Source organism: Caenimonas sedimenti, assembly GCF_007833165.1.
GTDB classification, from domain to species: domain Bacteria; phylum Pseudomonadota; class Gammaproteobacteria; order Burkholderiales; family Burkholderiaceae_C; genus Ramlibacter; species Ramlibacter sedimenti.
On sequence record NZ_VOBQ01000004.1, the window covers coordinates 113015 to 138535 of the forward strand.

Genomic DNA, 25521 nt, shown 5'->3' on the forward strand with positions numbered 1-25521 from the left:
AAAGGCCGCGCCCAGGCCGCGGAGCGCGCATGAGTTCCGACGACGCCGAGTCCTTCCAGGCCCTGCAGGCCCGCCTCGGCGACCTGCCCGGCGAGGCTGGCGCCGCGCGGCGGCGCAAGGAATACGCGCCCTTCTTCCTGCGCATGGGCCGCGACGTCCACATCGAGGAAGGCTGCCGCTTCTACCATCCGGACCGCATCGTCCTCGACGACGATGCGAGGTTGAACATCGGGGCGCTCGTGTACGGCTCGGGCGGCGTGTGGATCGGCCGCCACGCGCGCATCGGCCCGCGCTGCTTCATCCATTCCGCCAACCACGACCTCGTTCCCTCGCCCCTCGCGTTTTTCGAGCGCGGCTACCAGGAAGAACGCGTGGTGATCGCCGACCTGTGCCTGGTGTCTGCCAACGTCAGCATCCTGCCGGGAGCTCGGCTCGGCCCCGGCACGTTCGTCGCCGCCGGCGCGGTGGTTCCGCGGGGCGACTACGCCGAGGGCAGCCGCCTCAGCGGCCTGCCGGCCCGGGCTGTGTCGGCCCCGGCTCCGGAATTGCCCGAAGCTGCGGTCGAACTCGCTCTGGTCGTCCCGGTCGAGGGCCCGTGGCGTGACATGGCGACGCACCTGCTCCTGCCGCTTGGGCTGCCGCAAGTGGGGGTGTTCGTGAGCGGCGCCGACCTGCCGGCGACGGTGCATACGGCCCTGGCAGTCGGCCCGTCCGGCTGGTCACCTCCACAACCGGCCGCGGTGACGTGGTGGACACTGGAACAGGGTGAAGCCGCCGCAGCCGCACCCCCCGGCCTGCCGACGCATCGCCCCCTGCCCGTCGCCAACGCCGGGCGCTTCCAGGCCGAACCGGCGGATGGCGGCATCGCCCAGGTGGCTTACTGGTTGCTGAACCGGCTCGAAAAGGGCAGCGATGCGATTTCGATGCGCGACTTCCGGGAATGGCTGACCGCGCTGCGCATCCTGGAGTTGCCGCCGGGCCGGCCCGACCGGATGCGAGAGCGGCTCGCCGGTGCGCTGGCGCGGCGCGCTCCGCCGGAACTGCGCGGCGTCCCGCCGGCGCCCTCCGACGCGCAAGGGTTCGGGACCTGGCTGGAGCGGCAGGCGCGCAGCGCCGACGAGGTCGGCCTGACCTGGTTCGAGCGCCGGCGGCAACGTCGCACCGTGAAGCCCGCACCGACACTGAAAGAGGCCCTGATCGACCCCGAACTGCTCTTGCGGGCGGTGCTGGATGGAACGTTGGGCGCGGCGGAGGTCGAGCCGATGGCGAGGAAGATGCTGGCCGCGGCGCCCACGGGGGCACGGCTGGTCTGTTTTGGGATCGCCGCCCATCGGACCGGCAATGCCGCATGCGCAGCCGAGGTCCGCGAGACGCTGGCTCAGCCCGCCTGGCGCATGCCGGGCGTCGCCTTCCCCCGGGTCCTCGCCGACAGCGAACGGCTTTGCCAGTCGCCCCTCGTCCTGGCCTGGCTGGCGCTGGAGGCACGCGCGCGCGGCAACACCGACCCGCTCGAGGATGACCTGGCAGCACCGCGCGACGCCGGCGGTCCGCTCGCCTGGTCCCTGCTGTCCAATGGTGAATGGGCCGATGACAGCCGGCGCGCCGGCGCGCGTTCGCTGCTGGACCACTGGACCACGTTGCACTCGACCGGCGTGCTGCCGCCGGGAAGGTTCACCCTCAGTCCGGAAAACCACAGCACATCGACGGCGGGGCTGGAAGCCGCCTGGGTCGGCGTGTTCCGCCGGATGCAGGCAGCGGCTGGGCGGCCCCTGCTGCGGCTGCGGCCCTGGCCGGCACCTTACCGCTCGGCACTCAGTGTGCGATTCGACGTGGACCGGCCGGTGACCGCGGCGGTCATCTCCAGGATCGCGCAGACGCAAGCTCTGCTGGCCAACGCCCCATGCGCGAGTTGGTACTATTTCGCGGCGGATCCGGACCGCGCCCGGCAGCGGCGCCAGCTCGACCGGCACTGGCAGGAACAGGGCCTTCACGTCGCGTTGCACGACGAGGAAGTCACGGGCGCAGGCGTGACGCATCACTCGTCGCCGCTCGCCGATTACTGGCTCGGGGACGCCAGTACGCGGGCCCTGGCGGCGAGCGGGGCCGGCTATGGGGAGTTCCTGGCGAACCGGCTGCACACGCCGCGGCCGGCCTGGATCCCCGATGCCCGAGATGGTGCCCGCCTGAGCGGCCTCTGGCTGGTGCCGCTGCATTTCCCGCTCGAAGGCAGCGTTCGCGACACCGGACTCGATTATTTCGACCGCCTGCGGGCGGAATTCCGGGCGGCGCTCGACGCCGGTGGCCATGCCATCGTCGCCAGCCATCCGGACGTCGACGCCGCCTTGCTCCGCCGGCTGCTGGCGCGCGAAGACCTGGGCGACACGTGGTTCGCGACGGTCGGGCAGGCCGTCGCGCGCTGCGCCGCCGTGCTGCAGGAAGGCAATATCCGGATGGTTGCTTCCGGTGGCGGCATCGGCCTTTTGTCGCGCAGCCACCTGGCGGATGTCGCTGTCGAAATCTGGATGCCGGGCGCTGCCTCTTGCGAGCTGCACGTCGTGCAACTGGTTCCGGGCCAGCCCCGTCTTCTCGCCAGCTCATCCGCCTAGAATCCTGGCGGGTCCTGCCGACCGGCACGGAGCCCGACCAGGGAGTTTGTCGAACCAATGCGAGTCTGCGTCCTAGCCTTCAACAGCGTCCTGAGCGATGCCCGCATCCTCAAGGAGGCCGACAGCCTCGCGCAGGCGGGACACGACGTGCACGTGCACGGCCTGGCGGACCGGAAGCACCAGGGCACCCACCTTCGCCCCAGCGGCGCCAGAGTCACGCTGCTGGTGCCGCCGAAACAGCCCCCCTCTAAATCGCGCAAGTTGATCGTGCCCGTGGCAGGCGGTCTCGCACTCGGCACGGCATGGTATGTCGACCTGTTCGCTCACTTTCCGCTGCTGCCCTACGTCCTGCTCGCGGCCAGCGGGGCCGTGATCGCGCTGGGATTCCCGAAGCTCAAGGTGCACCTCGTCTTCCCGTTCCTGAAGGGCATCATCGCCGGCGTCCTGGCGCGTTCGCCGAAGTGGTTTCCGGTCGGCTGGATGCAGGACATCATGGTGCGTTCCACGCACAGCGCCAGGATCCGCCTGCTGGAGAATGCCGCGAACGCATCCGGGGCCGACATCGTGCACTGCCACGACATGTACACGCTGCCAGCTGGCGCGGCCGCGGCCGCCGCCATGGGTGCGCAGCTCGTCTGGGACGCCCATGAGATCTATGAGGAGATCGCCCAGGCCACGCCGCAGCAGCAGCTGTATTACGGCCGGCTCCTGAAGCGCCTGCATGGCCGGGTCGATGCTTTCATCACCATCAATGACAGCATCGCCGGGTTCTACGCCGGGCGCTATCCTGCGTTGCCGCCCTCCGTGATCGTCAAGAACGCGACGCTTCCGCTCGGGTCCGTCGAGGACGACGGCCGCATGCGGCGGGCGGCCCAGCTGCCGGAAACCCAGAAGATCGTGCTGTACCAGGGAGGTTTCGCCGAGAAGCGCGGCCTGCGCGACCTCGTCGCCGCTGCCGAATTCCTGGATCCGGACTGGACGCTCGTCATGATGGGGTGGGGCAACCTGGAGCCGCAGCTGCGCGAGATCGCGCAGGGTGTGCTGGGGCGCACGGTGGGGCGCCAGCAGCCGGCCATCTGCTTCCTTCCCCCCGCGCCGCATGCCGAGCTTGCGCTCTGGACGGCGGGGGCGCGCGTCGGACTCATTCCTTACGAACGCGCCGGGCTGAACCACCTGTTCTGCACGCCCAACAAGCTGTGGGAGTACCCCGCGGCGGGGGTGCCCATCCTGTGCAGCCCGCTCACGGAGATGTCGCTCGTGATCGCGCGGCACGGCGTGGGCTGGCTGCTGCCCGAGCCCGCCACGCCGCGCCTGATCGCCCGGACGATCAACGCGCTGACGGAGGCCGAACTGTCCGCCGCGCGGGCCGCCTGCGCCACCTACATCGCACAGGACAACTGGCAGGTTTACGAAGCGCGCCTGGTGCGGCTTTACCAGGACCTGGCGGCCCGGCGTGCGGTTCCCGCCGGCACGGAGGTGCCGGTTCCGGCGACCCCTCTTTCGGCAATCCCGAAGCCGTGAGCCATCCTGGGCGGCGGGTCCTCGTCGTCTCCTTCTCGCCATTGCACCGGGACCCGCGCGTCCAGCGGCAGCTGGCGGCGCTGCAAGGCGGCTTCCAGCTCACCACGGCGGGCTTCACCCCTCCGCATCCGGAGGCCGAGGGCCACGTGCCGTTGCGCCGGCCGGCCGCCAATGTGCTGCACCAGGCGATGCAGGCGCTGCGCCTGAAGCGGGGACAATTCGAAGCCTACTACTGGGGATCCGCCCACATTCGCCACGCACTGCGGGCCCTCGAAGGGCCCAGGTACGACCTGATCCTGGCCAATGACCTGCTCAGCCTGCCGCTGGGACTGCGCCTCGCGCGCCAGAGCGGCTGCAAACTGCTGCTGGATGCGCACGAGTACGAACCCGGCCAGCACGAGGACAGCTGGTACTTCAACACCTTCTTCCGCGATTTCTGGGTCCACGTGGCGCGCGAATACCTCCCGCAGGCCGACCGCATGCTCACGGTGAGCGACGGCATCGCGCAGCAATACGCCAGCCGCTTCGGCGTCATGCCCGAGGTGATGACCAACGCCGCGCCGCATGCGCTCGTCGCGCCCGGGCCGGTGGACCCGCAGCGCATCCGCATGGTCCACCACGGCAGCAGCAGCCCGTCGCGCAAGCTCGAGGCCATGCTGGACCTGATGCGCGGCCTCGACCGGCGCTTCAGCCTCGACCTGATGCTCATGCCGGACAACGCACGCTACCTGCGCCGGTTGAAGCGCCTGGCGGCCGGACTGCCGAACGTCCGCTTCCGCGACCCGGTCCCGCTCGCCGACATCGTCCCGGCCTTGAGCGGCTACGACATCGGCCTGTACCTGCTGGCACCGGACACCTTCAATTGCCGCATGGCACTGCCGAACAAGCTGTTCGAATTCGTGCAGGCACGCCTGGCCATCGCGATCTGGCCCTCGCCCGAGATGGCGCGCATCGTGCAGCGGCACGACCTCGGTCTCGTCGGCTCCGACTTCTCGGTGGGCGGTCTCGCCGCGCAGCTCAACGCGATCACGGCGGACGAACTGCGCGCCTTCAAACGCAACGCCGACCGCGCGGCGCCCGAACTTTCCGCGGACCGCAACCAGCAGCGCCTGCGCGCCATCGTCGAGGAATTGCTCGGTGGCTGAAGACCGGCCACGCCGCGCGCTCTTTCTCGGCACCCACTCGTTCGTGGATGGTGGCCTGAAGGTCGGGATCCAGCACCTGGCCGAAGGGTTCGCCGCACGCGGCTGGCAAGTCGACTACGTCGCCACCGCTTCCTCGGTCTTCGATCTCTGGGGCGCGCAGCGCCGTCCACGCTTGAAGCGCGTGTGGGGCGGCGGGCAGGACCGGCGGGGCACGCCCATCGCACCCGGCCTCGACGAGTACGCTTTCAAGGCGCTGATCCCGGCGCACAAGCTGTTCCTGCGGGGCGAGTGGCAGTTGCCCAGCTTCGCCTGGCTGCTGCCGGCCTGGGTGCGGGAGCGCGACTATGCGTTGTGCATGCACGAGACCTCGCCGAACGTGATCTACCGGCCCTGGGTGCGCGCGCGCACTTCGATCTTCCGCCTGAGCGACCTGCCCGCCGGCTTCTCGCATGACCTGCATCCGGTGCTGATCCGCCAGCTGGAGCACGGGCTGAGGGAGGGCGACTACGACGAGGTGTGGGCGGTGTCCGCGTCCCTGCGGGACCATGCGATGTCGCTCGGCCCGAGTCCCGCGGTCCTGCTGCCGAACGGTGTCGAGGCCGGGCCGTTCCGCCAGCGTCATCCGGTCGCGCGCCGCCCGAACAGCGCGGTTTTCCTGGGCTCCGTCAGCGAATGGGTGGACGTGGAGCTGCTCCATGCGGCCGCGCGGTTGTTGCCGGAGTGGACGTTCGACATCCACGGGCCGGTCAGCCGGCCGCTCCCCGGCGGCGGTGCGCCCAACGTCCGGTTTCACGGTGCGCTGGCGCCCGAGGCCATCCCCGGGATGCTGGCGGGCTGCGAAGTCGGCCTGATCCCGTTCCGTGAAACCGGAGATCTCACACGGCACATCGAACGCCCGCTGAAGTTCTACGAATACGTGGCGGCGGGCCTGGGGATCGCCAGCACCGACATCGGCGGCCTGCGCCTCGGGATGGGCGCATTCGCCAGCTATGGCAGTTCTCCTGCCGCATTTGCGGCGGCCGTCATGGAAGCGCGGGCGGCAGGTGCCGCCCGCGGCCGCGACGTGATCGAGGCCTTCCTCGCCCAGCATTCGTGGGAAAGCATCGTGGACCAGGCGCATGCCCGGGTGGAAGCATTGCTGCGGCGCGAGCGCGGGCCTGTGTCGCGGCGGGAGCGCGCGTGATGCGCATCGCCGTCGACGCCAGCATGCTGGCAGCGGATGGCGCGGGCATCTCGCGCTACCTGCGCAGCCTCCTCGAAGCCATGCTGGCGCTGGACGACGGGCACGAATGGCTGCTCTACGGACGCCGCGTCCCTGCGCTGGCGACGGGGAGCTCGCGGGTGGGCGGACGGCAGGACGGCCTGCCCGATGCGCCTGGCCGGATCCTGGCGCTGGCGGCCAGCCTGCCGCTGTGGACGGCCCGCGACCGGCCCGACGTGTTCTGGGCGCCGGCCCATCGCCTGCCACTGTGGCTGCCGCGGGATTGCGCGGGTGTCCTGACCGTGCACGACCTTTGCTGGCAGCGCGCGCCGGAAACCATGCGGCGCTCCAGCCGGGCCCTCGACGCCCTCTTCATGCCGCGCAGCATCGCGCGGGCCGACCGGATCCTCGCGGTCTCGCAATCCACGGCGAGAGACATCGCGGCGGGGTTTCCCGCCGCGGCGGCGCGGACGGTGGTGGTCCACGAAGGACTGTCTCCCCTGCCTGAGCCGGCCGGCGCCGATGCCCTGGCGGCCCTGGGGCTGCGGCTACCGTACGTCCTGTTCGTCGGGACGATCGAGCCGCGCAAGAACCTGCAGCGGCTGATCGAGGCGTTCGGCGCGGTGCGGGGGAGCAGCACAGCGCCGCTGCAACTGGCGGTCGTGGGTGCCGCCGGCTGGGGCGCCGACATCGCGGAATCGGCGCACCGCCACGGCGCGGACCAGGTGGTCGTCCTCGGCCGCGTCTCCGACGCCACGCTGGCCACCCTGTACCGGCACGCGTTGTGCCTCGCCATGCCGTCGCTCTACGAAGGGTTCGGCCTGCCGCTGCTGGAGGCCATGTCCTTCGGTACACCCGTCCTTGCTTCGGACACCTCGTCGATGCCCGAGGTCGCCGGGCCGGCCGGCCACTACGTCGATCCGCTGTCCGTCGCTTCGATTGCCCAGGGGCTGCGCAAGCTGGCCGGCGAACCTGGGTACCGGGACGGACTCGCCGCGCACGCGCAGGCGCAGGCGGGCCGGTTCCGCTGGGAACAGGCGGCGCGCGACACCCTCGAGGTCTTCGCGCAGGCCCGCCAGGCACGCGCCGCCCGGTCCTGAGCCCGTATCATCGCGCCCATGCTCGCGAAGCTCATGAGCCTGTTCCTGCTGGGACTGATCCGCGCGCTGACAGGGGCCCAGGCGCGCTGGTACGGCTGCCCGCCCAAGGCCGAACAGCGCATCTATTTCGCCAACCACCAGAGCCATGCGGACCTGGTGATGATCTGGGCGGCCCTGCCGGAGGAACTGCGCAGCATCACCCGCCCGATCGCGGCCAGGGACTACTGGACCAAGACGCCGTTCAAGCAGTGGATCACCACGTCGGTCTTCAACGCGGTCTATGTGGACCGCGAGCGCAAGGGCGATGAAGATCCGTTGCAGCCCCTGGTCGACGCGCTGACCAGCGGCGACTCCATCATCATCTTTCCGGAAGGGACACGCGGCCACGCCGAAGAGCCGCAGCCCTTCAAATCAGGCCTCTACAGCCTGGCCCGGAAATTTCCCCAGGTGGTCCTGGTGCCGGCCTGGATCGACAACATCCAGCGTGTGATGCCCAAGGGCGAAGTGGTGCCGGTCCCGATCCTCTGCTCCGTGACCTTCGGCGCGCCCATCGTGCTGGGCGCCGACGAAGAACGGCGCGCGTTCCTGGACCGCGCACGGCTGGCGGTGATCGCCCTGCGCGATGTCTGAGCCGGCACCATGAACCAGTTCCTGCGCAGCCTCACGCCCACCCAGCAGGTGGCGGCGCTGTTCCTCATCGTGTTCGGCATCCTGGTGATCGCCAGCGTGACCGCATTCCTGCTGACGCTGCGCGAACAGCGCAACCCGCATGACGATGCCTGGCACGAGGAGCTGCGCAACTTCCGCTCGCTGCTGGCGACCTCCTGGTTCATGGTGGTGGCGTTCTGGCTGGCCTGGGCCACCGGCGACACGATGGCGACGATCCTGTTCTCGCTGATCGCCTTCTTCGCGCTGCGCGAGTTCATCACCTTGTCGCCGACGCGGCGCGGCGACCACCGCAGCCTGGTCCTGGCCTTCTTCGTGGTGCTCCCCATCCAGTTCGTCCTGGTCGGCACGCGGCACTTCGACCTGTTCACCGTCTTCATCCCGGTCTATGTGTTCCTGCTGATCCCGGTGGCCAGCGCCATTTCGGGCGACTCGCAGCGCTTCCTGGAGCGCAACGCCAAGCTGCAGTGGGGCATCATGGTCTGCATCTACGGCATGAGCCACGTGCCGGCGCTGCTGCTGCTGGAGTTTCCGGGCCGCAACTACGAGGGCAAGGAAGCGTTCCTCGTGTTCTTCCTGGTCTCCGTGGTGCAGACCTGCATGCTGGTGCAGCACCTGGTCACGCGCAAGCTGAAGCGCCCGCCGAGCCTGCCGGAGGTGAGCAAGAGCTTCAACTGGTACAGCTGGAGCATCGGCCTGTCGGTGGGCTGTTTTGCCGGCGGCGTGCTCTCCTTCATCACGCCGTTCAAACCGGGCCAAGCGTTGGCCATGGCGTTCATCGCCTGCGTCGCCGGGTCGATGGGGCACCTCGTGATGAAGGCGCTCAAGCGCGACCGCGGCGTGCCCGCCTGGGGGCAGCGCGGGGTCGCGGTCACCGGCGCCAATGGCTTGCTGGACCGGGTGGACGCGCTCTGTTTCGCCGCGCCGATCTTTTTTCATTCCGTGCGCTGGTACTTCGGCGTCTGAAGCCGCTTACCATCGCCCCATGCGCATCCTCGGCATCGATCCCGGCCTGCAGACGACCGGCTTCGGCGTGATCGAATCCGACGGCGGCGGGTTGCGCTACGTCGCCAGCGGCACCATCACCACCACGCACCTGGACCGCGGCAATTTGCCGGCCCGGCTGAAAGTGCTGTACGAAGGCATCGAGGAGGTTCGCACCCGCTACCAGCCCGACATCGCCGCCGTCGAGATCGTCTTCGTCAACGTCAACCCGCAGGCGACGCTCCTGCTGGGCCAGGCGCGCGGTGCCTGCGTCACCGCGCTGGTGGTGGGCCAGCTGGAGGTCGCGGAATACACCGCGCTGCAGATGAAGCAGGCGGTGGCGGGCTACGGCAAGGCGGGCAAGGCGGAGGTGCAGGAAATGGTGAAGCGGCTGCTCCAGTTGCCGGGCTTGCCGGGCAAGGACGCCGCCGACGCGCTGGGCATCGCGATCACGCATGCGCATGCCGGCGCCACCCTGGCACGCCTGAACCAGGCCGCGGCCACCTCCAGGCGGACTTCAGCCATGTACAAGGCGGGCCGGACGTACTGAGCGGGCCGGATGCCGGCCAAAGTATGATGGAGGGCTCTGGGCGGGGCCGGTGGTGCCGCGGAACATGGTCCTGCGGTGACGCTGCGAGTACTTCACATCGGCAAGTTCTTCCCTCCGCATCGCGGGGGCATGGAAACCTTCCTTTCGGATCTGGTCACGGCGCAGCGCGCGGCCGGCGTCGAAGCGTTCGCCGTGGTGCATGGCGAGCCGCGGCCGGGCGACCCGGCCTGGCTGGTGCGCGTCCCCGTCCAGTTCCACCTCGGCTATGCACCATTCGCACTCGGCTTCCGGGCAGCGGTCGCCCGGGCCATCGAGCGATTCCGGCCGCAGATGCTGCACCTGCACCTGCCGAACAACAGCGCTCTGTGGTGCCTGACGCTGGAATCGGCGCGCGCCATCCCGTGGATGGTCCACTGGCATTCGGATGTCGTGCCGTCGGCGATCCGCGGCCACCTGGGCGCGGCCTACCGCCTCTACCGCCCGTTCGAGCAGGCGGTGCTGGAGCACGCGGAACGCGTCCTGGTGACGTCGCCACCCTACCTGGACGCCAGCGAGCCGCTCGCCCGCTGGCACGACCGCTGCGTCGTCGTGCCCCTGGGGCTGGCCGTCACGCCCGCCCCCCGGGTCGCTGGCGAAGCATCCACATGGCGCCCGGGGGTCCTGCGCCTCCTCTCGGTGGGCCGGCTCACGTACTACAAGGGGTTCGAGACGCTGGTGGAGGCGGTCGCCGCCATGCCGGACGTCGAATTGCTGATCGCGGGCGCGGGCGAGTTGCATGCCCGGCTGGACGCCCGCATCCGGGCCCTGACCCCGCCGGGCGAGCTGCCGCGCGTTCGCCTGCTCGGGGAGGTCGATGAGGACGTGAAGCATGGCTTGCTGGCGACGTGCGACCTGTTCTGCCTCGCCTCGCTCGAGCGCACGGAGGCCTTCGGGGTGGTCGTGCTGGAAGCGATGCTGCATGCGAAGCCCTGCCTGGTTTCGGACCTGGCTGGATCCGGTCTGCCCTGGCTGGTCCGCAGCGCCGGGTGCGGTGAAGTCGTCCCTCCAGGGAACGCCCCGGCCTGGAGCGCCGCGATCGCCCGCCTGGCGGCGCAGCCCGCGGAAAGGGCGCGCCTCGGCGCCGCCGGGCATGCCAGCCTGCGGGCCCGCTTTTCCATCGAGGCCTGCACGGCGGAGATCGTCGGGTACTACGCCCGCCTGGTCGGCGAAGGCCGGACCGGGGGGGTTGGCACCCTGGTGGTGATTCCCGCACGGAACGAGGCGACCACGCTGCCTTCCGTGGTCGCCCGGCTGATCGAGGCCGGCTGGCGCGATGTGCTCGTGGTCGATGACCACAGCAGCGACGGGTCCGGGGACGTGGCGCGGGAAGCCGGCGCCACGGTCGTGCGGCCCGTGCTGCCCTTGGGGGCCTGGGGCGCGATGCAGGCTGGCATCCGCTATGGGCTCGCCAAAGGCTATGCCGCGGTCGTCACCATGGATGCCGACGGGCAGCACGAAGCCGGCGAGATCGTCAGGCTCGTGGAGGCGGCCCGCGCGGCGGATGTCGTCATCGGCGCGTTCCCGGAGCGCGCCAGCTCGCTGCGGCGATTCGCCTGGAACTGGTTCCAGCGCCTGACGGGCCTGGGGCTCGAGGACCTGACCTCCGGCTTCCGCTACTACAACCGCGCCGCCATGCGGCTGCTGGCGGCGGAGGAGGCCACCCTGCTGGACTACCAGGACGTGGGCACGCTGCTGCTGCTGCGGGAGGCCGGCATGCGCCTGGTGGAGGTTCCGGTCTCGATGAAACTGCGAACCGCCGGAAAGTCACGCATCTTCCATTCCTGGTTCAGCGTCGGCCGCTACATGGCCGTCACGACACTCCTGTGCATGTCGCAGTGGAAGGTCCGCAGCGCGAACCGCGTCAACTGAGCGGACCGGCCGCGCGGTTGTGCTCGAGCTCGAACAGGGCCACCCGCTGGTTCAGCCGCCGGACCTGCCGTTCGATGCGCGTGTTGACGATGTCGCCGTGCAGTGACTTGATCAGCAGCACGATCACGGCCAGCAGGAGCAGCAGCGCCGGTGAATAGGCGATCCCCGCGGTCCTGGCGATGAAGTCGATGGATCCCGGCCACAGGCCCAGCAATGCCGCGACCCCGGCCACGGACAGCCAGAAAACACCGTAGAGCGGGTGCAGGTGATCGCGCCTCAGCAGGACCACGATGGCCGCGGACAGGCCGACGCCCAGGAGGGTAGTTGTGAGTTGGAGGCTGGCCATGGCCGAATTTTACTAAGTGGTGGCCAGGCGCTCGACAAACAGCACCAGCAGGAAGCCGAACGCCGCGATCAGCGTCCACTTCAGGACGATCAGCCCGAACTTCTTGTACTTCGGCTGCCCCGTCCCCGCATAGAACGCGAAGCTGACGCCCGCGGCCAGCAGCAGCAGCATGACGATCCAGCGGAACAACAGCATCGGAGGAACGAAGCTACCAGGCCCGCGCCGGCACCGCGAAGCCCGCGGGCGCCTCGCGCTCGTCAGCGAAGCTCACGACTTCGAAGGCGTCCTGGTCCGCCAGCAGGGCGCGCAGCAGCTTGTTGTTCAGCGCATGGCCCGAACGGAAAGCGCTGTAGGCGGCCAGCAAGGGCTTGCCCACCAGGTACAGGTCACCCATCGCGTCCAGGATCTTGTGTTTCACGATCTCGTCGTCGTAGCGCAAGCCCTCGGAGTTGAGGACGCGGTAGTCGTCCATGACGATGGCGTTGTCCAGCCCGCCGCCCAGGCTCAGCCCGTTGGCACGCATCATCTCGACGTCCTTGGTGAAGCCGAAGGTGCGGGCCCGCGCGATGTCGCGCGAATAGTGGCCCGAGCTCAGGTCGAATTCGTAGCGCTGGCCGGTCGAATTGACGACGCGATGCGCGAACTCGATCTCGAAACTCAGCTTGTAGCCGTGGTACGGGTCGAGTCGCGCCCACTTGAGGTTGGCACCCTCGCCTTCGCGGACCTCCACCGTCCGCAGCACGCGGATGAAGCGGCGCGGCGCGTTCTGCTGTTCGATGCCGGCGCTTTGCAGCAGGAAGACGAACGAGGCCGAAGAGCCATCGAGGATGGGCACTTCCTCGCTCGTGATGTCCACCACCAGGTTGTCGAGCCCCAGGCCCGCGCAGGCGGACATCAGGTGTTCGACGGTGTGCACCTTGGCGCCGCCGCTGGAGATGGTCGAAGCCAGGCGGGTGTCCGTCACGGCCTGGGCCGACACCGGGATGTCGACCGGCACCGGCAGATCAACCCGGCGGAACACGATGCCGGTGTCCGGTTGGGCGGGGCGCAGCGTCAGTTCCACCCGCTGCCCGCCGTGCAGGCCCACGCCGACGGCCTTGGTCAGCGACTTGAGGGTGCGTTGGCGCAGCATGGGCGCGATTCTAGGCCGCGGGCCGCAAAGGCGCGGTAAAGCGGCGCGATGGCCCCGATGCGGGCTCCAGAAAGAAAAAAGAGGTGGGCTGCCTGCGCCCACCTCCCAAACCTCCCAACTGGAGAACTTCTACTGCTTCCGCTCAGTCTGCCTGCTTGCGCAGGAAGGCCGGGATCTCGAAATCGTCCATGCCGCCGCTGGAGAGGGCATCGACTTTGGCTGCCGCCTGGGTGCGGTTGGTGCGCCACACGCTGGGCACGGCCAGGCCGTTGTAGTCCGGCTGGGTCGCCGCCGCGGCCGCCTGGCTTTCACGCGTCTGGATGGCACCGGGGCCACCGATGGCGTTGTGGATGGTCGGCACGTTGAACGGCACGTTGTCGGTGCCGGTGCGCAGCACCTGCAGCGGCGGAGCCGTGCGGCGCTGGCCCTGGCCCTGGCGCGACAGGCCGGTGGCGACCACCGTCACGCGCACCTGATCCAGCAGCTCGTCGTCGTAGGCCGTGCCGTAGATCACGTGCGCGTCCGGCGAGGCGTAAGCGCGGATGGTGTTCATCGCCAGCTTCGACTCGCTCAGCTTGAGCGAACCCTTGGCCGCGGTGATCAGCACCAGCACGCCCTTGGCGCCGGACAGGTCGATGCCTTCCAGCAGCGGGCAGGCCACCGCCTGTTCCGCGGCGATGCGCGCGCGGTCCGGGCCGTTGGCCAGGGCCGTGCCCATCATCGCCTTGCCGGGCTCGCCCATCACCGTGCGCACGTCCTCGAAGTCGACGTTCACATGGCCGGGCACGTTGATGATCTCCGCGATGCCGCCGACGGCGTTCTTCAGCACGTCGTTGGCGTGCGCGAACGCCTCGTCCTGCGAGATGTCGTCGCCCAGCACTTCGAGCAGCTTCTCGTTCAGCACCACGATCAGCGAATCGACGTTGGCTTCGAGCTCGGCCAGGCCGTTGTCGGCGTTGGTCATGCGGCGCCCGCCTTCCCAGTCGAAGGGCTTGGTGACCACGCCGACCGTCAGGATGCCCATTTCCTTGGCCACGCGCGCGATCACCGGCGCGGCGCCGGTGCCGGTGCCGCCACCCATGCCGGCGGTGATGAAGAGCATGTTCGCCCCTTCAATCGCCTCGCGGATGCTTTCGACGGCCGCCTCGGCGGCCTCGCGGCCCTTGTCCGGCTTGCTGCCGGCACCCAGCCCGCTGTGGCCCAGCTGGATGTGCTTGTGGGCGGAGCTGCGTGCCAGCGCCTGTGCGTCGGTGTTGGCGCAGACGAATTCCACGCCCTGCACGTTGCGCTCGATCATGTGCGCCACGGCATTGCCGCCGCCACCGCCGACACCGATCACCTTGATCATGGTGCCCTGGTGAAACTCCTCGACTTCGATCATTTCGATGCTCATTGCAATCTCCTGAAATACGTTTGCAGTTGCCAAATGCTTTGCTGTTCTTTGTGTGTCATCAACGCGAGAGCGGTGGATCGGTGCACCGACATCGCTCCTTTCTCTCGCCCGGAGGCGAGGCGCGGGCTTGCCACAGACTGACAATGCGAGTGCCACCGCGGAACCGGCTTTGCCGGGCCGCGGGTGGCGCCCCCCTGGGGGGGAGGCGGCCGAAGGACGCTTCGGGGGGGGTCAAAAGTTCCCCACGATGAAGTCGCGGAATCGTCCGAAGGCGGTCTTCATCGAGCCATTCTTTTGCGCCACCTTGATGCCGCGCATGCGGGCGAGGCGCGCTTCCTCGAGCAGCCCCATCACAGTCGCCGCCCGGGGTTGCGCCACCATGTCGGAGAGGGCGCCGGTGTAGCGCGGCACTCCGCGGCGCACGGGCTTCAGGAAGATGTCCTCGCCCAGTTCCACCATGCCCGGCATGATCGCGCTGCCGCCGGTGATGACGATGCCCGAAGAGAGCACCTCCTCGTAGCCCGACTCGCGCACGACCTGCTGCACCAGCGAGAAGATCTCCTCGACCCGCGGCTCGATCACGCCGGCCAGCGCCTGCTTGCTCAGCATGCGCGGGCCGCGATCGCCGAGGCCGGGCACTTCCACCTGCTGCTCGGGGTCGGCCAGCAACTGCTTGGCGTAACCCGACTCCACCTTGATGTCCTCGGCGTCCTTGGTGGGCGTGCGCAGCGCCATCGCGATGTCACTCGTGATCAGGTCGCCGGCGATTGGAATGACGGCGGTGTGCCGGATGGCGCCGCCGGTGAAGATCGCCACGTCGGTGGTGCCGGCGCCGATGTCCACCATTGCCACGCCCAGCTCTTTCTCGTCATCGGTCAGGATGGCGTGGCTGGAGGCCAGCGGGTTCAGCATCAGCTGCTCCACTTCCAGGCCGCAGCGGCGCACGCACTTGATGATGTTCTCGGCCGCGCTCTGGGCGCCGGTGACGATGTGCACCTTGGCCTCGAGCCGGATGCCGCTCATGCCGATCGGCTCCTTCACGTCCTGGCCGTCGATCACGAATTCCTGCGGCTCGACCAGCAGCAGTCGCTGGTCGGTCGAGATGTTGATGGCACGAGCGGTCTCCACCACGCGGGCCACGTCCGCCGGCGTCACCTCCCGGTCCTTCACCGCCACCATGCCGCTGGAATTGATGCCGCGGATGTGGCTGCCGGTGATGCCGGTGTAGACGCGCGTGATCTTGCAGTCGGCCATCAGCTCGGCCTCTTTCAGGGCCTGCTGGATGCTCTGCACGGTGGCGTCGATGTTCACGACCACCCCGCGCTTCAGGCCGTTGGACGGCGCGACCCCCAGCCCGGCGAGCTTGAGTTCGCCGCCGGGCATGACCTCGGCCACCACCACCATCACCTTGGCGGTGCCGATGTCGAGGCCGACGACCAGGTCCTTGTAGTCCTTTGCCATCTTCGTTATTTCCTCGGTTCCTTCTGCGCCTGCACGTCCGTCGTGCCGACGCCCCTCAACTTCACCGCGTAGCCATCCCCGTGCCGCAGGTCGGCGGAGAGCAATGCCTCCGGCCGCCGGCTGTATTTCGCCGTCACCTGGGTCAGCGTCTGCGCGAAGCGCTGGCTGCGCGCCAGCACCTCTTCCTGCGAGCCGCGCCCCAGTTCCACCGTGGCGCCGGTGTCCAGCACCATGACCCAGCTGCCCCGCCCGGTGAGCGTGAGCTGCGACACGGACAGATCCAGCGGGGTGAACAACGGATGAAGAGCCCGGTACATCGCCAGCACCTGGGCCGATTCGCCGTCCGGCCCGGCCAGCCGGGGCAGGTCGTCCTGCTCCGCGTCGCCGGCATTGGCCTCGAAGACCTCGCCGAAGTTGTTGACCAGGCGGGATTCCGCTTCGGCGCCCCACAGCGCTTCGGCCCGGTGCTCCTGCAGGACCACGCGCAGGCGGTTCGGGAATTCGCGCCGCACGACCGCCTGCCGGACCCAGGGCACGGCCTCGAAAGCCGCGCGGGCGCGCTGCAGGTCCACCGTGAAGAAGTTGCCCGCCAGCCGCGGCGCCACGTTGGCCCGCAGGGTCGGCGCGCTGTTGTGCGTGACATCGCCCTGCACCGTGATGCCCCCGATGGCGAACAGCGGGTGCCGCAGCGCCCACCAGCCCAGCGCCGCCGCCAGCAGCAAGCCGAAGACCGTGAACAGCAGTGAAGCGGTCACGTTCATCAGCTTGACATCCAGCGGCAGGGCGGCGTTCATGGGCGCGCGGTCTCCTGGTCCAGGCTGGCCGAGGCCAGCAGCTGCAGGCACAGCTCTTCGTACCCGATACCGGCTGCCCGTGCGGACATCGGCACCAGCGAGTGGCCGGTCATGCCCGGGGAGGTGTTGATCTCGAGGAGCGACGGCTTGCGGGTGGTGCCATCGATCATCACGTCGATGCGGCCCCAGCCGCGGCAACCGAGCACCCGGTAGGCCTTGAGCACGATCTCCTGGATGGCGGCTTCCTCGCCTTCCGGCAGGCCGCAAGGCACCAGGTACTTGGTGTCGTCGGTGAAGTACTTGTTCTGGTAGTCGTAGTTGCCCTCGGGCGCGACGATGCGGATCACGGGCAGCGCGCGGGCCTGGTCACCCGTGCCCAGGACCGGGCAGGTGACTTCGTCGCCCGCGATGAATTGCTCGCACAGGACATCGGCGTCCAGTGCCGCGGCGGCGTCGACGGCTTCCTTCATCTCCGAGTAGCCCTTGACCTTGGCGACGCCGATGGAAGAGCCTTCGCGAGCTGGCTTGACGATGACGGGCAGGCCCAGGTCGTCGGGCACCGCGATCACCTGCTTCTGCTCGTAGGCGCCGCGCCGCAGCAGCAAGAAGCGCGGCGTCGGGATGCCCTCGGCGAGCCAGACGCGCTTGGTCATGACCTTGTCGATGGAGATCGCCGATGCCATCACGCCGGACCCGGTGTACGGGATGCCCAGCAGTTCCAGCGCACCCTGCACGGTTCCGTCCTCGCCGAAGCGGCCGTGCAACGCGATGAAGCAGCGCTTGAAGCCCTTCTTCTTGAGTTCGGACAGGTCGCGTTCGGCCGGATCGAAGGCATGCGCGTCCACGCCCTTGGACTGCAGCGCCTTCAGCACGCCGGCGCCGGACATGAGCGAGACCTCGCGCTCGGCGGACTTGCCGCCCATGAGCACGGCTGTCTTGCCGAAGCTCTTCACGTCGACGGCGGCGTTCATGCTGCGCCTCCGAGTTCCACCAGCTTGGCCGGCACGCCGCCGATGGAGCCGGCACCCATGCACATCACGACATCGCCATCGCGCACGATGTCGAGCACGGCACCCGGCATGGCGCCGATGTCATCCACGAAGTGCGGTTCGACCTTGCCGGCCACGCGCATCGCGCGCGCCAGCGAGCGGCCGTCGGCCGCCACGATGGGTTCCTCGCCGGCCGAATACACCTCGGAGAGCAGCACGGTGTCGGCCTGGCCCAGCACCTTGACGAAATCCTCGAAGCAGTCCCGCGTGCGGGTGTAGCGGTGCGGCTGAAATGCCAGCACCAGGCGCTGGCCGGGGAACGCCCCGCGCGCGGCCGCCAGTGTCGCGGCCACCTCCACCGGATGGTGGCCGTAGTCCTCGATCACGCGGAACTTGCCGCCACCCTGGGCGGCCGGCACCGCGACATCGCCGTAGCTCTGGAAGCGACGGCCCACGCCGTTGAACTCCTCCAGCGCCTTGGCCACCGCGTCGTCGGGGATGTTGAGCTCCACCGCGATGGCGATGGCCGACAGCGCGTTCAGCACGTTGTGCATGCCAGCCAGGTTGAGCTTCACATGCAGGTCCGGCAGCGTCACGCCGTTGCGCCGCTGCACCGTGAAGTGCATCTGCGCGCCCACCGCCTTCACGTTCACCGCGCGGACCTGGGCTTCCTCGTTCAAGCCGTAGCTGGTGACCGGGCACTGCACGTCCGCCACGATGCTTCGCACCGCGGCATCGTCGGTGCACAGGATGGCCGTGCCGTAGAACGGCATGCGGTGCAGGAAATCGAGGAAGGCCCCCTTCAGCTTGTTGAAGTCGTGGCCGTAGGTCTCCATGTGGTCGGCGTCGATGTTGGTGACGACGGCCATGACCGGCATGAGGTTCAGGAAGGACGCATCCGACTCGTCGGCTTCCACAACGATGTAGTCGCCGCTGCCCAGCTTGGCATTGGCTCCGGCGCTGTTCAGGCGGCCGCCGATCACGAAGGTCGGGTCCAGGCCGCCCTCCGCCAGCACGCTGGCGACCAGGCTGGTCGTCGTCGTTTTGCCGTGGGTGCCGGCGATGGCGATGCCCTGCTTCAGGCGCATCAACTCCGCCAGCATCATGGCGCGCGGCACAACCGGGATCTTGCGTTTGCGCGCAGCCAGCACTTCAGGGTTGTCCGGCTGCACCGCGGTCGACGTGACGACGGCATCGGCGCCAATGACGTTCGCCGCGGCGTGGCCCACGAAGGTCTGGATGCCGAGCGACTGCAAGCGGCGCAGCGTCGCGGTGTCCGCGAGGTCCGAGCCGGAGATCAGGTAACCGAGGTTGCGCAGGATCTCGGCGATGCCGGACATGCCGGCGCCGCCCACGCCTACGAAGTGAATGTGCTTGATCGCGTGTTTCATGGCGTCCCCGCCAGTGCTTCGCAGGCCGCCACCATCTGCTCGGTGGCCTGCGTCTTTTCCATCTTCTTCGCCGCCATGGCCCGCGCGAGCAGGTCCTGCCGGTTCATGTTCTTCAGCATCGCGGCCAACCCCTCGGCCGTGAGCTCCCGTTGCTGCACCAGCCACCCGCCTCCGGCGTCGACCAGGAATTTCGCGTTTGTCGTCTGGTGGTCGTCCACCGCGAAAGGGAAAGGCACGAAGACCGCGGGCACGCCGATCGCCGCCAGCTCGGTCACGGTGCTGGCACCGGCGCGGCAGATCACAAGGTCGGCTTCGGCGAACGCCGTCGCGGTGTCGTCAATGAAGGGCGTGAGTTCGGCCTCGACATCAGCCGCCGCATAGTTGGAGCGCAGCTCGTCGATCTGTTTGGCGCCGCTCTGGTGGATGACGTGCGGGCGTTCGGCAGCGGGCAGCAGTGCCACCGCTTGCGGCACGATGTCGTTGAGCGCCTTGGCACCGAGGCTGCCACCGACGACCAGCAACTTCAGCGGTCCAGCGCGTCCGGCGAAGCGCTGCTCCGGCGGCGGCTGATGCAGGAAGGCTTCGCGCAGCGGATTGCCGACCCACTCGCCCTTGGACAGGACATCCGGGAACGCGGTGTAGACCTTGTCGGCCACACCCGCCAGGACCTTGTTGGCCATGCCGGCCTTGGAGTTCTGTTCATGCAGCACCAGCGCCTTGCCGAGCAGCACGCCCATCATCCCGCCGGGAAACGTGATGTAGCCGCCCAGGCCGACCACCACTTGCGGCCGCACACGCCGCACCACCTGGATGCTCTGCCAGAAAGCGCGCAACAGGCGCAGCGGCAGCAAGGCCAGCGTCACGACGCCCTTGCCGCGCACACCGCTGAAGTCGATGGTCTCCAGCGCGAAGCCACGCGGCGGCACCAGTTGGCTCTCCATGCTCCCGGGCGCGCCCAGCCAGTGCACCCGCCAGCCGCGGCCGCGCAGGGCTTCCGCGATGGCGAGGCCCGGAAAGATATGGCCGCCAGTACCACCAGCCATCACGAGGGCGCAACGTGCACTCATGCCCGGCCTCCCTTCATGAGAGTGCGGTTCTCGTGGTCGATACGCAAGACCACCGCGATCGCGACCACGTTCATCAGCACCGCCGAGCCGCCGTAACTCATGAGCGGCAGCGTGAGCCCTTTGGTCGGCAGGGCGCCCAGGTTGACGCCCATGTTGATGAACGCCTGGAAGCCGATCCAGATGCCGACGCCCTGCGCGACCAAGCCCGCGAACACGCGGTCCAGCGCGATCGCCTGGCGGCCGATGTGCATGATGCGGCGCGTCATCCAGAGAAAGAGCGCGATGACGGTGATGACGCCGACCAGGCCGAATTCCTCGCCGATCACGGCCAGCAGGAAGTCGGTGTGCGCCTCCGGCAGCCAGTGCAGCTTCTCGACACTGCCGCCCAGGCCGACGCCGAAGATCTCGCCGCGCCCGATGGCGATGAGCGAATGCGACAACTGATAGCCCTTGCCCAGGGCGTGCTTCTCGCTCCACGGGTCCAGGTAGGCAAAGATGCGTTCGCGCCGCCATTCGGACAACGCGATCATCAGCACGAAGGCCACCGTCATCACCGCGGCGATCAGGAAGAACATGCGCGCATTGACGCCGCCCAGGAACAGGATGCCCATGGCGATGACGGCGATCACCAGGAAGGCGCCCATGTCCGGCTCGGCCAGCAGCAGGAGGCCCACGACCGCGACCGCGACGGCCATCGGCAGCACGGCGCGGAAGAACTTCTCCTTCACCTCCATCTTGCGGACCATGTAGTCCGCGGCGTAGAGCAGCACCGCGAACTTGGCCAGCTCCGACGGCTGGAACGACAACGGCCCGAAGACGATCCAGCGGCGCGCGCCGTTCACGCCCTTGCCGATCTGCGGGATCAGCACGACCACCAGCAGCAGCAGGGCCAGCACGAACAGCCAGGGCGCCCAGCGCTCCCAGGCCGCCACCGGCACCTGGAAGGTGAGCAGGCCCACCACGAAGGCGAGCACCAGGAACATCGCGTGGCGCTGAAGGAAGAACGTGTGCGCGTAGCGGGCGAATTTGGGGTTGTCCGGCAGCGCGATCGAGGCCGAATAGACCATGACCAGGCCCCAGGCGAGCAGGCCGACCATGACCCACATCAGCGCCTGGTCGAATCCATGCACACGCGTGACCTGCCCCGGCCCGGCCCCGGTGCGGCGCCGCAGCCAGCCGCCGAAGGAGGCGGTGGAGGCGTTCACCGGCAATCCCCTTCCAGCACGGCGCCGGCTTCGTTGGCGACTTCCTGCACGGCCGCGCGGAACACTTCGGCGCGGTGCGGATAGTTGCGGAACATGTCGAAGCTGGCGCAGGCCGGCGACAGCAGCACGGCGTCGCCAGCGTGGGCACGCGCGGTGGCGCTGCGCACCGCCTCTTCCATCGTCGCGGCGTCGAGCAGCGGCACGCCAGACGATTCCAGCACGGCGCGAATGGCGGGCGCGTCGCGCCCGATCAGCACCACGGCGCGCGCGAACCGCGCCACCGGGTCGGCCAGCGGGCTGAAATCCTGGCCCTTGCCGTCGCCGCCGAGGATGACGACCAGCTTGCGCTCGGCACCCAGGCCGTGCAGGGCGGCTACCGTCGCACCCACGTTCGTGCCCTTGCTGTCGTCGAAATATTCGACGTCATGCACCATGCCGATGGGCTCGACGCGGTGCGGTTCGCCACGGTATTCGCGCAGGCCGTAGAGCATGGGCGCGAGCTGGCAACCGGCGGCCGTGGCCAGCGCCAAAGCCGCCAGCGCGTTGACCGCGTTGTGCCGGCCGCGGATGCGCAGCGCGTCGGCCGGCATGAAGCGCTGCAAGGTGATCTCCACCTCGACGTCTTTGCGCTTGCGCTCGGTCTCGTCGGCATCGTGCGCCCGGACCAGCCAGGCCATGCCGTGCGTGACTTCCAGGCCGTAATCGCCCGGGCGCTTGGGCAGCTCGGCACCGAAGGTCACGTGGTCGCGCTGCTCGTACTTGCCGCCCTTGACGCGCACCGGCTCCGGCAGCATCTTCATCACCAAGGGGTCGTCCCGGTTCAGCACCATCAGGCCACGTTCGCCGAACACGCGCGCCTTGGCGGCCGCGTAAGCCTCCATGGTCCCGTGCCAGTCCAGGTGATCCTGCGTCAGGTTCAGCACGGTCGCCGCCGTCGGTTCGAAGCCGGTGACGCCCTCCAGCTGGAAGCTGGACAACTCCAGCACCCACACCTGCGGCAGCGCCTCGACGTCGATCTTCTCCATCAACGTGGCGAGCAGGCTGGGACCGATGTTGCCGGCCACCGCCACGGACTTGCCGCTGCGCTCGACCAGCTGGCCGGTGAGCGCGGTGACGGTGGTCTTGCCGTTGGTGCCGGTGACGGCGAGCACGGCGGGGTGGTAGGCCTGGCTTTCACGCAGGGAAGCGAGCGCAGCCGAGAACAGATCGAGCTCGGCGGCGACACGGATGCCTCGTTCGCGCGCGGGGCCATCCACCGCGGCCGTTTGTGCAGGGGACAAGCCGGGGCTGCGCAACACCAGTTGCTGGCCTTCCAGCAAGGCGTCGTCGAACGCGCCTCCCACGAAGCGCGCCTCAGGCACCTGCTCCCGCAGGGTCGCCAACTGCGGCGGCTCCTCGCGCGTATCCGCCACGGTGACACGCGCGCCCTGCCGCGCGCACCAGCGCGCCATGGCCAGGCCCGAGGCGCCGCAGCCGAGCACCAGGACGTTCTGATCGTGCAGTGATTCCATGCTCACCGCAGCTTCAAGGTAGACAGACCGACCAGGCACAAGAGCATGGTGATGATCCAGAAGCGCACCACCACCTGCGTCTCGGTCCAGCCGGACTTTTCGAAGTGGTGGTGCAGCGGCGCCATCTTCAGGATGCGCCGGCCCTCGCCGTACTTCTTCTTGGTGTACTTGAAGTACACGACCTGCGCCATGACGGAAAGCGCCTCCACCACGAAGATCCCGCCCATGATGGCCAGCACGATCTCCTGGCGCACGATCACGGCGATGGTCCCCAGCGCGCCGCCCAGCGCCAGCGCGCCGACGTCGCCCATGAAGACCTGGGCCGGATGCGTGTTGAACCACAGGAACGCCAGCCCGGCTCCGGCCATCGCGGCGCAGAAGATCAGCAGTTCACCGGCACCCGGGATGTAGGGGAACAGCAGGTACTTGGAGTAGACGGCGCTGCCCGTCACATAGGCGAACACACCCAGCGCCGAGCCCACCATCACCACCGGCATGATGGCCAGGCCGTCCAGGCCGTCGGTGAGGTTCACGGCATTGCTCGCGCCCACGATGACCAGGTAGGTCATGATGACGAAGCCGAACACACCGACCGGGTACGCGACTTCCTTGAAGAAGGGAAGCCAGAGTCCCGCCTTGGGCGGCAGGTTCACGTCGAAGCCGGACATGGCCCATCGAAAGAACAGGTCCAGCACGCGCAGGTTGGAACTCTCCGAGATGCTGAACACCAGGTAGAGCGCGGCGACCAGGCCGATCACCGATTGCCAGAAGTACTTCTCGCGCGAGCGCATGCCTTCCGGGTCCTTGCGGACCACCTTGCGCCAGTCGTCGACCCAGCCGATGGCGCCGAACCCGATGGTCACGACGAGAACGATCCAGACAAAGCGGTTGCTCCAGTCGAACCACAGCAGGGTCGCCGCGGCGATCGACAGGAGGATGAGCACGCCCCCCATGGTGGGCGTGCCGCTTTTCTTCAGGTGCGTCTGCAAGCCGTAGCCGCGCACCGGCTGGCCGATCTTGAGTTCGGCCAGGCGCCGGATCACCCAGGGCCCGGCCAGCAGGCCGATCAGGAGCGCGGTCATCGCGGCCATGACGGCGCGAAACGTGAGGTACTGCACCACGCGCAGGAAGCCCCACTCGGGGCCAAGTGTCTGCAGCCAGGCGGCAAGGCTAACCAGCATGCGTGGCCCCCTGCTTCGTGTGCGACGTGATGGCCTCGACCACCCTTTCCATCTTCATGAACCGCGATCCCTTCACCAGCACGCTGTGCGTGGCCGGCAGCGCCGCGAGCACCGCGGCGTTCAATTCGTCGATGCCGGCGAAGTGGCGGCCACCCATCCCGGCCGCCTGCTCCCCCAGCGTGTAGAGCTGTTCGATGCCGCGCTCGCGGGCGTAGTCGCCCACCTCGGCGTGGAACTGCGGCCCCTGGTCGCCGACCTCGCCCATGTCTCCCAGGACCAGCAGGCGCGGCCCCGGCAGCTCGGCCAGCACGTCGATGGCGGCGCGAGCCGAGTCGGGATTGGCGTTGTAGGTGTCGTCGACCAGCGTCAGCGTGCGTCCGGCCAGCGTGACGGCCAGGGCGCGCGACCGGCCCTTGACCGGCTCGAACGCCTCGAGGCCGCGCGCCACCGCGTCCAGCGGCGCGCCGGCGGCCACCGCGCAGGCGGTGGCGGCGAGCGCGTTGCGCACGTTGTGGCGGCCGGCGATATGGAGTCGGAAAGCCACTGCGCCGGCGGGCGTTTCCGCCCGCACGTCCCAGTGCCCCTCTCGCCATTCAGACCCGGCCAGAACGATGTCGGCGCTGCCGGGCCGGGCCGCGTCGCTGAAAGTCATGCAGGGCCGGGCCCCGGCGAGGCCGGTCCACAAGCCCGTGAATTCGTCATTCGCGGGAAACACCGCTACGCCCGTCGGGCCCAGGGCCGCGAACACGCTGCCGTTCTCGCGCGCCACCGCTTCCACGGTGGCCATGAATTCCTGGTGCTCGCGCTGCGCGTTGTTGACGAGCGCCACCGTTGGCCGCGAGATGCCCGCGAGGTAGCCGATCTCGCCCGGATGGTTCATGCCCAGCTCGAGCACCGCGACACGATGCGCCGCACGCAGGCGCAGCAGCGTGAGCGGCAGCCCGATGTCGTTGTTCAGGTTGCCGACAGTGGCGAGATGGGCGTCTGGCTGCCAGGCGCGCAGGATCGCGGCGACCATCTGCGTCACCGTTGTCTTGCCGTTGCTGCCGGTGACGGCCACCAGCGGCAGCTGGAACTGCTGGCGCCAGGCGTGCGCCAGCTGGCCGAGGGCGGCCTTGCTGTCATCGACCTCGATGCCGTGGAAGCCGGCCGGGATGCGCCCCGGGTGCGCGAGCGCCGCGGCGGCGCCTTTGGATTGCGCATCGGCGATGAAGTCGTTGGCGTCGAAGCGCTCACCCTTCAGCGCGACGAAGAGATCGCCCGGCGCCAGGGTGCGTGTGTCGGAGTGCACGCGTTGCACGGCGAGACCGCCATCGCCGACGAGGCGCCCGCCCAGCCAGGCGGCGGCTTCGTGCAGCGTGAACATGCTG

At 69.0% G+C, this 25521-nt stretch carries 22 protein-coding genes; 9 read left to right on the forward strand and 13 right to left on the reverse strand.

Annotation, left to right across the window (positions count from 1 at the left end):
* Positions 1 to 29 precede the first annotated feature (29 nt).
* From FN976_RS05155 to FN976_RS05195, 9 genes are all read left to right on the forward strand, one after another.
* A complete protein-coding gene (locus tag FN976_RS05155) occupies positions 30 to 2606 on the forward strand; it encodes an acyltransferase (protein WP_145891681.1) in 2577 nt (858 codons plus the stop codon).
* Between the two features lie 57 nt (positions 2607 to 2663).
* Positions 2664 to 4127, forward strand: a complete 1464-nt coding sequence (locus FN976_RS05160) for a glycosyltransferase family 4 protein (RefSeq protein ID WP_145891683.1) — start codon at positions 2664 to 2666, stop codon at positions 4125 to 4127.
* Positions 4124 to 5272 carry a glycosyltransferase gene (locus tag FN976_RS05165; protein ID WP_186510750.1) on the forward strand — a complete coding sequence of 383 codons (1149 nt, stop codon included), beginning with the start codon at positions 4124 to 4126 and terminating at the stop codon, positions 5270 to 5272. The genes FN976_RS05160 and FN976_RS05165 overlap by 4 nt, the downstream gene beginning before the upstream one ends.
* Positions 5265 to 6455, forward strand: coding sequence for a glycosyltransferase (locus FN976_RS05170; RefSeq protein ID WP_145891688.1), 1191 nt, complete (start codon positions 5265 to 5267; stop codon positions 6453 to 6455). The genes FN976_RS05165 and FN976_RS05170 overlap by 8 nt, the downstream gene beginning before the upstream one ends.
* On the forward strand, positions 6455 to 7573 hold the full coding sequence (locus FN976_RS05175) for a glycosyltransferase family 4 protein (RefSeq protein ID WP_145891690.1): 1119 nt from the start codon (positions 6455 to 6457) through the stop codon (positions 7571 to 7573). Before FN976_RS05170 ends, FN976_RS05175 begins: the two co-directional genes overlap by 1 nt.
* An 18-nt stretch (positions 7574 to 7591) precedes the next feature.
* Positions 7592 to 8203, forward strand: a complete 612-nt coding sequence (locus tag FN976_RS05180) for a lysophospholipid acyltransferase family protein (protein WP_145891692.1) — start codon at positions 7592 to 7594, stop codon at positions 8201 to 8203.
* Positions 8204 to 8212: 9 nt separating this feature from the next.
* Positions 8213 to 9205, forward strand: coding sequence for a phosphatidate cytidylyltransferase (locus FN976_RS05185; protein ID WP_145891694.1), 993 nt, complete (start codon positions 8213 to 8215; stop codon positions 9203 to 9205).
* 19 nt (positions 9206 to 9224) lie between these two features.
* On the forward strand, positions 9225 to 9773 hold the full coding sequence (ruvC, locus tag FN976_RS05190) for a crossover junction endodeoxyribonuclease RuvC (RefSeq protein ID WP_145891696.1): 549 nt from the start codon (positions 9225 to 9227) through the stop codon (positions 9771 to 9773).
* A 129-nt stretch (positions 9774 to 9902) separates the two neighbouring features.
* The gene (locus FN976_RS05195) at positions 9903 to 11681 is read left to right on the forward strand and encodes a glycosyltransferase (RefSeq protein WP_145891698.1); all 1779 of its coding nucleotides are present in this window, start codon (positions 9903 to 9905) and stop codon (positions 11679 to 11681) included.
* On the opposite strand, the gene FN976_RS05200 is transcribed toward FN976_RS05195, so the two are convergent.
* The 13 genes from FN976_RS05200 to FN976_RS05260 all read right to left on the reverse strand — a co-directional run bounded on the left by FN976_RS05200 (position 11674) and on the right by FN976_RS05260 (position 25517).
* The gene (locus FN976_RS05200) at positions 11674 to 12027 is read right to left on the reverse strand and encodes a DUF2304 domain-containing protein (protein WP_145891702.1); all 354 of its coding nucleotides are present in this window, start codon (positions 12025 to 12027) and stop codon (positions 11674 to 11676) included. The two genes, FN976_RS05195 and FN976_RS05200, sit on opposite strands and share 8 nt — an antisense overlap.
* A 12-nt stretch (positions 12028 to 12039) precedes the next feature.
* A complete protein-coding gene (locus FN976_RS05205) occupies positions 12040 to 12222 on the reverse strand; it encodes a hypothetical protein (RefSeq protein ID WP_145891704.1) in 183 nt (60 codons plus the stop codon).
* A gap of 13 nt (positions 12223 to 12235) precedes the next feature.
* Positions 12236 to 13159 carry a UDP-3-O-acyl-N-acetylglucosamine deacetylase gene (gene lpxC / locus FN976_RS05210; protein ID WP_145891707.1) on the reverse strand — a complete coding sequence of 308 codons (924 nt, stop codon included), beginning with the start codon at positions 13157 to 13159 and terminating at the stop codon, positions 12236 to 12238.
* A 142-nt stretch (positions 13160 to 13301) separates the two neighbouring features.
* On the reverse strand, positions 13302 to 14552 hold the full coding sequence (gene ftsZ, locus FN976_RS05215) for a cell division protein FtsZ (protein WP_145891708.1): 1251 nt from the start codon (positions 14550 to 14552) through the stop codon (positions 13302 to 13304).
* A gap of 231 nt (positions 14553 to 14783) precedes the next feature.
* On the reverse strand, positions 14784 to 16013 hold the full coding sequence (ftsA, locus tag FN976_RS05220) for a cell division protein FtsA (RefSeq protein ID WP_145891710.1): 1230 nt from the start codon (positions 16011 to 16013) through the stop codon (positions 14784 to 14786).
* Between the two features lie 5 nt (positions 16014 to 16018).
* A complete protein-coding gene (locus FN976_RS05225; protein WP_145891712.1) occupies positions 16019 to 16807 on the reverse strand; it encodes a cell division protein FtsQ/DivIB in 789 nt (262 codons plus the stop codon).
* A complete protein-coding gene (locus FN976_RS05230) occupies positions 16804 to 17778 on the reverse strand; it encodes a D-alanine--D-alanine ligase (RefSeq protein ID WP_145891714.1) in 975 nt (324 codons plus the stop codon). The genes FN976_RS05225 and FN976_RS05230 overlap by 4 nt, the downstream gene beginning before the upstream one ends.
* Positions 17775 to 19187: a UDP-N-acetylmuramate--L-alanine ligase gene (gene murC / locus FN976_RS05235; RefSeq protein WP_145891716.1), complete on the reverse strand. Its 1413-nt coding sequence runs from the start codon at positions 19185 to 19187 to the stop codon at positions 17775 to 17777. The genes FN976_RS05230 and murC overlap by 4 nt, the downstream gene beginning before the upstream one ends.
* Positions 19184 to 20254, reverse strand: coding sequence for an undecaprenyldiphospho-muramoylpentapeptide beta-N-acetylglucosaminyltransferase (gene murG / locus FN976_RS05240; RefSeq protein ID WP_145891718.1), 1071 nt, complete (start codon positions 20252 to 20254; stop codon positions 19184 to 19186). Before murG ends, murC begins: the two co-directional genes overlap by 4 nt.
* Complete coding sequence (ftsW, locus tag FN976_RS05245; protein WP_432417847.1) at positions 20251 to 21465, reverse strand: putative lipid II flippase FtsW; 1215 nt, start codon at positions 21463 to 21465, stop codon at positions 20251 to 20253. The genes murG and ftsW overlap by 4 nt, the downstream gene beginning before the upstream one ends.
* Entirely contained in the window at positions 21456 to 22970 is a 1515-nt protein-coding gene (gene murD / locus FN976_RS05250) for a UDP-N-acetylmuramoyl-L-alanine--D-glutamate ligase (RefSeq protein ID WP_145891720.1), read from the reverse strand. The genes ftsW and murD overlap by 10 nt, the downstream gene beginning before the upstream one ends.
* A gap of 2 nt (positions 22971 to 22972) precedes the next feature.
* The gene (gene mraY / locus FN976_RS05255) at positions 22973 to 24151 is read right to left on the reverse strand and encodes a phospho-N-acetylmuramoyl-pentapeptide-transferase (protein WP_145891722.1); all 1179 of its coding nucleotides are present in this window, start codon (positions 24149 to 24151) and stop codon (positions 22973 to 22975) included.
* Positions 24141 to 25517: a UDP-N-acetylmuramoyl-tripeptide--D-alanyl-D-alanine ligase gene (locus FN976_RS05260; RefSeq protein WP_145892341.1), complete on the reverse strand. Its 1377-nt coding sequence runs from the start codon at positions 25515 to 25517 to the stop codon at positions 24141 to 24143. The genes mraY and FN976_RS05260 overlap by 11 nt, the downstream gene beginning before the upstream one ends.
* Positions 25518 to 25521 lie beyond the last annotated feature (4 nt).

What these genes read in the sequence shown, in the direction of transcription:
- FN976_RS05195 (WP_145891698.1), top strand. Translation starts at nt 9,903, where the DNA reads ATGGAAACCTTCCTTTCGGATCTGGTCACGGCGCAGCGCGCGGCCGGC.
- FN976_RS05200 (WP_145891702.1), bottom strand. Translation starts at nt 12,027, where the DNA reads ATGGCCAGCCTCCAACTCACAACTACCCTCCTGGGCGTCGGCCTGTCC.
- murG (WP_145891718.1), bottom strand. Translation starts at nt 20,254, where the DNA reads ATGAGTGCACGTTGCGCCCTCGTGATGGCTGGTGGTACTGGCGGCCAT.
- FN976_RS05260 (WP_145892341.1), bottom strand. Translation starts at nt 25,517, where the DNA reads ATGTTCACGCTGCACGAAGCCGCCGCCTGGCTGGGCGGGCGCCTCGTC.
- lpxC (WP_145891707.1), bottom strand. Translation starts at nt 13,159, where the DNA reads ATGCTGCGCCAACGCACCCTCAAGTCGCTGACCAAGGCCGTCGGCGTG.
- ftsA (WP_145891710.1), bottom strand. Translation starts at nt 16,013, where the DNA reads ATGGCAAAGGACTACAAGGACCTGGTCGTCGGCCTCGACATCGGCACC.
- FN976_RS05225 (WP_145891712.1), bottom strand. Translation starts at nt 16,807, where the DNA reads ATGAACGCCGCCCTGCCGCTGGATGTCAAGCTGATGAACGTGACCGCT.
- FN976_RS05185 (WP_145891694.1), top strand. Translation starts at nt 8,213, where the DNA reads ATGAACCAGTTCCTGCGCAGCCTCACGCCCACCCAGCAGGTGGCGGCG.
- FN976_RS05160 (WP_145891683.1), top strand. Translation starts at nt 2,664, where the DNA reads ATGCGAGTCTGCGTCCTAGCCTTCAACAGCGTCCTGAGCGATGCCCGC.
- murC (WP_145891716.1), bottom strand. Translation starts at nt 19,187, where the DNA reads ATGAAACACGCGATCAAGCACATTCACTTCGTAGGCGTGGGCGGCGCC.
- murD (WP_145891720.1), bottom strand. Translation starts at nt 22,970, where the DNA reads ATGGAATCACTGCACGATCAGAACGTCCTGGTGCTCGGCTGCGGCGCC.
- FN976_RS05175 (WP_145891690.1), top strand. Translation starts at nt 6,455, where the DNA reads ATGCGCATCGCCGTCGACGCCAGCATGCTGGCAGCGGATGGCGCGGGC.
- ftsZ (WP_145891708.1), bottom strand. Translation starts at nt 14,552, where the DNA reads ATGAGCATCGAAATGATCGAAGTCGAGGAGTTTCACCAGGGCACCATG.
- FN976_RS05155 (WP_145891681.1), top strand. Translation starts at nt 30, where the DNA reads ATGAGTTCCGACGACGCCGAGTCCTTCCAGGCCCTGCAGGCCCGCCTC.
- FN976_RS05180 (WP_145891692.1), top strand. Translation starts at nt 7,592, where the DNA reads ATGCTCGCGAAGCTCATGAGCCTGTTCCTGCTGGGACTGATCCGCGCG.
- ruvC (WP_145891696.1), top strand. Translation starts at nt 9,225, where the DNA reads ATGCGCATCCTCGGCATCGATCCCGGCCTGCAGACGACCGGCTTCGGC.
- mraY (WP_145891722.1), bottom strand. Translation starts at nt 24,151, where the DNA reads ATGCTGGTTAGCCTTGCCGCCTGGCTGCAGACACTTGGCCCCGAGTGG.
- FN976_RS05205 (WP_145891704.1), bottom strand. Translation starts at nt 12,222, where the DNA reads ATGCTGTTGTTCCGCTGGATCGTCATGCTGCTGCTGCTGGCCGCGGGC.
- FN976_RS05230 (WP_145891714.1), bottom strand. Translation starts at nt 17,778, where the DNA reads ATGAACGCCGCCGTCGACGTGAAGAGCTTCGGCAAGACAGCCGTGCTC.